The sequence below is a fragment of the Rhodopirellula sp. UBA1907 genome, assembly GCF_002337565.1.
Classification (GTDB): Bacteria; Planctomycetota; Planctomycetia; order Pirellulales; family Pirellulaceae; genus Rhodopirellula; species Rhodopirellula europaea.
In genome coordinates this window covers 213,202-221,591 of record NZ_DDGH01000083.1, presented here as the reverse complement: position 1 = coordinate 221,591, position 8,390 = coordinate 213,202, and the positions used below count along the sequence as shown (strand labels likewise).

Below are 8,390 nucleotides of genomic sequence, written 5' to 3'. Positions count from 1 at the left end.
AGAGAGCCTTGAACACCGGACGTTCAGGGACACGGAACCAGTGTCACGAAATTAGCGAGCCATCCTGCGAGACTCTCATGAAATGCCAGTACTGCGATAAACCGGCGACTTTCCACATCACCGAATTGACCGAACCCGATGGACCGCAAGTGTTGCACTTGTGCGAGCAGCACGCTCGTAACGTGTTGCAAAAGGGCGAACCAACGCCGGTTTCCAGCGTCGCGGGTGCGTTGGCCAAGCAGCTGCAATTGGGCCAAACGAAGGAAGAATTGCGGAAGCTGGACCAAAAAGAATGCCCCGTCTGCGGGATCACATTCTTTGAATTCCGCAATTCAGGACGGTTGGGTTGCCCCCTGGACTACGACCACTTCGAAGCGGACCTCAAACCGTTGTTGATCAACATTCACGACTCACTGGAACACACCGGAAAGCGGCCCACCCGAGCGGCCGCGACAGCGGATTCTCAGGCGGATCTGATCCGTTTGCGAAAAGAAATGGAAGCCGCGGTGGAACGAGAAGAATACGAACGAGCGTCCGAATTGCGAGATCAGATCAACGCGATCCAAGGCGAGCCAAAACGTCGAGGAAACGCGATATGAAAGAAGCCACCGACTTGTCGGTGTTGGTCAAAAACAGCGGTGAATGGTTGCGTGGCACGGGCCCGGAATCCGATATCGTGATCAGCAGCCGCATTCGATTGGCCCGCAATTTGGCGGGATTCCCCTTCATCCGAAAATGCAGCCCCGAGGATCGTGAAAAGATCGAACGTCAGGTTCGTTCGCGGCTGGAGAATTTGCCCGATTGGGACGAAATCCCCTACGTCGACATCGCGACGCTGAGCGAAGTGGATCGCCAATTTTTGGTCGAACGCCAACTCATCAGCCGGGAAATCGCTGATTCGGAAGGCAGCCGCGCCGTGGCGATTGATCCCAGCGAACAATACTCGGTGATGATCAACGAAGAGGACCACTTGCGCATTCAGGTGATGCACAGTGGTCTGGATCTGGTCAGCGCGTGGGAGCAAATCGACCGGATCGACGATGCGATCGAAGGCGAGGTGCTGTACGCCTTTCACAATAAATTCGGCTACCTGACGGCTTGCCCGACCAACGTCGGCACGGGGCTGCGTGTCAGCGTGATGCTGCATTTGCCCGGTTTAGTGATCACCCAGCAAATCGAAAAGGTGTTCCGCAGCATGCAGCGGATCAATGTGACCGTCCGCGGTTTGTACGGCGAAGGGTCGCAGTACACGGGCGATTTCTATCAAGTCAGCAACCAAGTGACGCTCGGGCACACCGAGAAAGAGTTGCTGGAAATGGTCGGCCAAGAGGTCGTGCCGCGGATCATCGATTACGAACGCAAAGCTCGCGAATTTTTAATCGACAAGGGCCAGCAAGATCTGCATGACGATGTCAGCCGCGCTCTGGGGATTCTCAGCACGGCGCGGAAGATCAGCAGCGAAGAGACGATGCACTATTTGTCCAAGGTTCGCATGGGCGTGAACCTGGGGCTGATCGACGACGTGCAATTGGCAACGATCAACAAATTGTTCATCCACACCCAGCCGGCTCACTTGCAAAAGCTGCACGGCCGAGTGTTGACGACCAGCGATCGGAATGTCCAGCGAGCCAGCTACTTGCAGCGTCATTTGTGCGGGCCAGCCGATCGCGCCGACGAATTGAACTGACTTTCTCGACGATGCGTCTGACTGAATGGATGTATCAAACGCCGACCCAATGAGTGGACAAGTTGCAACGGGAAATCATCGTCAAAGGCGCTCGCGAACACAATTTGCGCGACGTCGATTTGACGCTCACGCGAGGGGAGCTGATTTGTTTCTCGGGTGTATCGGGAAGTGGCAAGAGTTCGCTCGCGTTTGACACGCTGTACGCCGAAGGTCAGCGCCGATACGTCGAAAGCCTGAGCAATTCGGCTCGGCAATTCATGGGGCAAATGCCCAAGCCCGATGTCGATCTGGTGACCGGGCTGAGTCCATCGATCTCAATCAGCCAAAAGTCGACCGGCAACAATCCTCGCAGTACCGTCGGCACGATCACGGAGATCTACGACTTCTTGCGAGTCTTGTACGCTCGTGTTGGCACTGGGCACTGCCCGGCATGTGACGTCGAGATCGCGGCTCAAACGACGGATGTCATCGTGAGCCGTCTGTTGGAATTGGCTTCCGATGGTTGGCAAGACGATCAGTCGTCCGATGATTCCGAAAACGAAGCCGCAATCGAAGATGGCACACTGTGGGTGATGGCCCCACTTGTTCGTGGCCAAAAAGGTGAATTCCGCGACTTGTTTGAAGACCTCCGCAAGCAAGGTTTCAACCGTGCTCGTGTGGATGGCGAAACGTTTCGGCTGAGCGACCCACCACCGTTGGATCGAACCCGTCGCCACGATGTGGAAGTCGTGATCGATCGAATCGTCGCGGACCAAATTGAACGACCGCGATTGGTCGAAGCGGTTGAATTGGCACTGAAGTTGGGCGAGTCGTCTCTGATCGCTTCGGTGGGGCCGCCCAACGGAGAGGATGTGCCTCCGGTTCGTCATGACCAACTGTTTTCGTCGAAGTATTCGTGCGGGAACTGTGGCCGAAGTTTCCGACCGCCGACGCCCCAATTGTTCAGCTTCAACAGCCCGCAAGGCATGTGCGCTTCGTGTGACGGGATCGGTCGTCTGTACACGTTTGTGCCGGAGTTGTTGATCCCGGATGAGTCGTTGTCGATTCGCAAAGGTGCGATCGCGCTGCTCGGCAAATGGGGAGACTTGGGACGCTATCGCCGTCACATCTATCGCGGCGTTGCTGATGCAATGGACGCGGAGTTGGAGCTCGAACCCGGCACGATGCTGGAAACCCGCTGGGACAAATTGCCTGAGATCGCTCGCCAGATTTGGTTGTGGGGTGCCGATGATTCGATGCAATTCACTTGGCGAGGCGGACGCAAAGCAAAGAAGTACGTTGGCAATTTTGAAGGTTTCATTCCCGAGTTGCTCGATCGTTATCGAACCAGTCGCAACAAGATGCAGTTGCGTCAGTTCGAGAAGTACATGAACACGATGGATTGCCCGGATTGTCATGGAAAGCGACTGAACGATCAGGCCTGCGCGGTTCGTATCTCGACTGGCTCGAAAGACTTTACCGAATCGAAAAGCAAATCGCTGCCAGAATTGTGCGAGCTCTCCATTGATTCGTTGATGGAGTTCTTTAGCGAGATTCCGCTTTCAAAAACCGACACGCAAATCGCCGGTGAAGCTCTCAAGGAAATTCGCGGACGAATTGGGTTCTTGCTCGGTGTGGGTTTGGAATACTTGACGCTCGGCCGCACGGCGCCGACGTTGTCCGGGGGCGAGTCCCAGCGGATTCGACTCGCCGGTCAAATCGGTTCGGGTTTGTCGGGTGTGCTCTACATCTTGGACGAGCCTTCGATCGGTTTGCACCCGCGTGACAACGATCGTTTGATCACGACGTTGACCCGTTTGCGAGATGCGGGCAACACATTGATCGTGGTCGAGCACGATGAAGACACGATGCGTGCAGCGGATGCGATTGTGGACTTTGGGCCTGGCCCCGGTGTCAAAGGCGGTCACATTGTGGCTGCTGGAACGATTGACGACCTGCGTCGATCCAAGGAAAGCGTCACGGGAGCCTTCTTGTCAGGTGCTCGCGCGATCACGCCGAGTGAAAAGCTACGCCCGGTTGATCCCAAGAAGCAACTCACCATTCGCGGGGCACGGTTTCATAACCTGAAGGACATTGATGTCTCCATTCCGCTGGGTGTGGTGACTTGTGTGACCGGGGTTTCCGGCAGCGGCAAGAGTTCGTTGATTGGTGGGATCGTCGAACCCGCTCTTCGCAATGCGCTCAACGGTGCTGAAGCGGAAGTTGGCGACCATGATTCCATCGAAGGTCTCGAGCATCTCGACAAGACAATCGCGATTGATCAGTCGCCGATTGGTCGGACGCCTCGCAGCAACCCCGCGACGTACGTGAAGGTGTTCGACGAGATTCGCAACCTGTTCGCGAAGCTGCCCGAAGCCAAGGCACGTGGTTACTCGGTCGGTCGATTCAGTTTCAATGTGGACGGCGGTCGTTGTGCTGGTTGCGACGGCAACGGTGCGACCAAGTTGGAAATGGATTTCTTGGCCGATATTTGGGTGACCTGCCCGGTCTGCCAAGGCCAACGGTACAACCGCGAAACATTGTCGGTGCAGTTCAAAGGCAAATCGATCGCGGATGTCCTCAACATGGACATCTCGGAGGCTTTGGATTTGTTTCAGAACATTCCGAAGATCGCCGAGAAGTTGCAGACGCTGGTCGATGTGGGGCTGGAATATCTGAAGCTCGGCCAGCCATCGCCAACCCTGTCCGGTGGTGAAGCCCAACGGATCAAACTTTCGCGAGAATTGAGTCGGCGTGACACCGGAAGCACGCTGTATGTGCTGGATGAACCAACGACTGGTTTGCACTTCGCCGACATTGATTTGTTGTTGGGCGTGATCAATCGTTTGGCCGATCGCGGCAACACGATTGTAATTGTCGAACACAATTTGGACGTGATCAAAACCGCGGATTGGGTGATCGACATCGGTGTCGAAGGCGGTGCCGGTGGCGGCCGAGTCGTTGGCGAAGGTCGGCCAGCAGATGTCGCGAAAGTCGACGACAGTTACACCGGTGCAGCGCTCGCCGAAGTGCTCGGTATCAAACGAAGGCAAGCCAAGAAACGTGGCCAAGCGATCCGCGACATCGTGGCTCCGCCGGCCAAGTCGCGAACGCACGTGGTGGTCGAAGGTGCGTGCGAGCACAACCTAAAATCAGTTGACCTCGAAATCCCTCGCGACGCGATGACAGTCTTTTGTGGTCCCAGCGGGAGCGGCAAAAGTTCGTTGGCGATGGACACGATTTACGCCGAAGGCCAGCGGCGATATGTCGAGTCGTTGTCCAGCTACGCTCGGCAGTTCATCGGTCAGGTTCAAAAGCCCAAAGCGGAACGCATCGAAGGGCTGTCACCGGCGGTGGCACTTGAGCAAAAGAACCTCGGCCATTCGCCTCGCAGTACCGTCGGTACGGTCACGGAGGTCTATGACTACTTGCGGATTCTCTACAGCAAACTCGGCACGATGCACTGCCCGGATTGTGCGGTGCCGGTCGGAACGCAAACGCCCGATCAAATCATCGACAAGGTGATGGGATTGCCAAGGGGCACGCGAGCTTTGTTGCTGGCTCCGATCGAGGTGCAGTCCGGCGAAGCGTCACTTGCAACGTGGCAAAGCTACCGCGCGATGGGGTATTCCCGTATTCGTATCGATGGTGAGACGGTTGAGCTCGACGACGCGAAAGCTCTCGATCCACGACGGGTTCACCTAGTGCAAATTGTCGTCGACCGAATCAAGATCTCTCCCGAAGAACAGTCGCGAATCAGCGACAGCGTTGAACAGGCGTTGTCGTTGGGTGTCGGAGTGTTGGATTTGGCGATCGCAGATTCGGACCAGCCCGAGCGGGATTGGCATGTGCTTCGACACAGTCAACATTTGGTTTGTGAGTCCTGTGGTCGTTCGTTCTCGCAATTGACTCCGCACCACTTTTCATTCAATTCAGGAATCGGTTGGTGTCCTGGTTGCGAAGGTTTGGGAACCCAGACGGGGACCAATCCAGCGTCCTTGATGGGAACACCTCAGACAACGTTGGCTGACGGTGCCGCATTGCTGTGGCCGTCGGTTGATCACGCGGTCAGTCGTTGGATGTTGCGGGCGCTTTCTCGCACGACTGGCATCCCCATTCATCAGCCGATTGATCGGTTGACGGTGTCACAGCGTCGCATTTTGTTTCATGGTTTGGGGCCGCGTTGGGTCGAAGTTCGCCAAGGCGACACGACCGATGAGAAGTCATCGACCGAAAGTGAACACGCCGAAGAAGTTCGCGATCACTTTGGTGAAGGCAACGTGCTGTTTCGGTTCCAGTTCAAAGGGTTCTACCCCGCACTGGAGGAAGCGTCGCGATTGACGCCTGGATTGCGGATGCGATTGGAAGCGTTCGTAGCCGAAATTGATTGTTCGGTTTGTGATGGTTCGCGTTTGCGAGATGACTCAGCGGCCGTGCGTTTCCGAGATTTAACGATCGGCGACTTGGTGCACATGCCGCTGGATCGATTATCAGAAGAAGTCGATTCGTGGGATCTGGATCGTCGTGAATTGAAGATCGCCGGCGAGCTGATTCGCGAAGTCCAATCACGTGTCCGATTTTTGCGTGACGTGGGGCTCGATTATCTGACCCTGCACCGCGGCGCGCCGACATTGTCGGGCGGTGAGGCTCAGCGGATTCGTTTGGCATCGCAACTTGGTAGTGGTTTGTGTGGCGTGTTGTATGTGCTGGATGAGCCGACGATTGGATTGCACCCGCGAGACAACCGGCGATTGCTCGCGGCGCTTCATCGATTGCGAGATCAAGGCAACACGTTGTTGGTCGTTGAGCACGATCACGATGTGATTTCAGGAAGCGATTACCTGTGTGATTTTGGGCCACGAGCCGGTCGCCACGGTGGTCGCGTGGTCGCACAGGGCAAACCCAATGCGGTTGAACCAGCCGACGAGTCGGTCACGGCGCCTTACTTGCTGGGTGTAAAACAGATCGAGTTGCCCGCGGTTCGACGTCCGGTGCTTTCCGATTCGGGCAAACCGATGGTGGAGTTTTTGTCCGTCAAAGGTGCTCGTGAGAACAACCTTCAGGATGTGGACGTCGACATTCCGTTAGGAGTGCTGACCGCGATCACTGGCCCCAGCGGTAGCGGCAAAAGCTCGCTGATCAATGACATCGTCTATCCGGTTTTGGCCAGACGTCTGCACCGGGCCAAGGTGAAACCCGGTCAGCATGATGCGATCGATGGCCTGCGATACGTCAACAAAGTCATCCAAGTCGATCAATCACCGCTCGGGAATTCACCGAGCAGCAACCCGGCGACTTATACCGGCGTGTTTGATTTGATCCGCGGACTCTTCGCAGATTTGCCCGCCGCGCGTGAACGTCGATTCACGCCGCGAACGTTCAGCTTCAATGTGTCCGGCGGCCGTTGCGAATCGTGTGAAGGCAGCGGGCAACGCAAAATCGAGATGCATTTCTTGCCGGATGTTTGGGTTCCTTGCGACGATTGTGGCGCACGACGCTACAACGAGGACGTCTTGGAAGTCAAACTTCACGGGCAGTCGATCGCGGATGTGTTGGAGATGCCATGCGGCGAAGCGGTCGAGTTGTTTGCCTCGCATCCCCGGATCGCTCGCGTCATCCAAACGCTTTGCGATGTTGGATTGGATTACGTCACACTCGGTCAATCGGCTCCGACCCTTTCCGGCGGAGAGGCCCAGCGGGTGAAGTTGGCGGCCGAGTTGGCTCGTCCGGCGACCGGGCACACGATTTACTTGTTGGACGAACCGACGACCGGTTTGCACTTCGGCGACATCGAAAAGTTGCTGGTTGTGATGCAACGTTTGGTCGAGCTCGGAAATTCCGTGATTGTGATCGAGCACAACTTGGACGTGATCAAGTGTTGCGATTGGTTGATTGACATCGGGCCTGGTGCCGGTGTCCATGGTGGGCAAGTCGTCTTTGCCGGAACCCCGGAAGGTTTGGCCGCGAAGGCGGACCCGGCCAATCGCGAAAACGACGAATGGGTTTCCGCGACCGCGCCGTTCTTGGCGGACGCACTGGCGGGAACGCGAACGGCCGAGCCGCGCGAGGTGCTCGACTGGCAACCCGCTGTGAACGGCCGAGTGTTGGAATCCAGTTCTGCTCCGGTGCCAAAGAACACAATCGCGAAGGAACCCGAAGTCACTCTTCGCGTGGATTCGCCCGGGCCAGTTTCGTTGCCGGCCAGTGATGCGGAGGTCGAAAACGACAACGATTCGGCAAACGTGTTGATGCAACCTTGGCGAGCACTGGGACGTCGTTGGCACACATTGCCGAAAGGTTTCCCCGAGAACGCACCGCCTCAGTGGCCGCTCGAGTTGGTCGAGGGTTTGCTGGAGATGTTGTCAAACGTCGCGGGCGAAGGCGCGGTCGAGTACCCTGCCCCGGACCGTGTATCGGTTCGGTTAGAATCGGGCGAAGAGGACGTTCCGTTGCCTCACTGGGCGGAAGTTGAAACCAAAGTGAGCAACTGTGTTCGATTGAAATTGAGCGGTCCGCAATCCGCGATTGATTTGGAGCAGTTGTTGGCTTTGGACGTGCTTCAATCTCGCTCCGACACCGGCACTTTGGACCTCAGCGACGCTGAACGCGTGACGCTAACATTTCATTTGACTGACGTGGATCATGCACGCAGTCGAAAGCTGAAAACGTTCTTGAAAACGCACTTGGATCGGACGCGGTCCTCGACCTGACGTGTTGACGAGGC

3 protein-coding genes are annotated in these 8,390 nt (G+C 56.6%); all 3 read left to right on the top strand.

Translation table 11 applies throughout. The annotated features are described in order from the left end of the window. A partial coding sequence (locus B2R17_RS18435; RefSeq protein ID WP_286765109.1) for a UvrB/UvrC motif-containing protein occupies positions 1-599 on the top strand: 599 nt, incomplete at its 5' end. Beyond that, positions 596-1,687 carry a protein arginine kinase gene (locus tag B2R17_RS18430; RefSeq protein WP_007328432.1) on the top strand — a complete coding sequence of 364 codons (1,092 nt, stop codon included), beginning with the start codon at positions 596-598 and terminating at the stop codon, positions 1,685-1,687. The genes B2R17_RS18435 and B2R17_RS18430, both read left to right, overlap by 4 nt. Before the next feature lie 53 nt (positions 1,688-1,740). Further along, positions 1,741-8,376 (top strand): excinuclease ABC subunit UvrA, encoded by a 6,636-nt coding sequence (uvrA, locus tag B2R17_RS18425; RefSeq protein WP_008666734.1) that lies wholly within the window; start codon positions 1,741-1,743, stop codon positions 8,374-8,376. Positions 8,377-8,390: the final 14 nt, after the last annotated feature.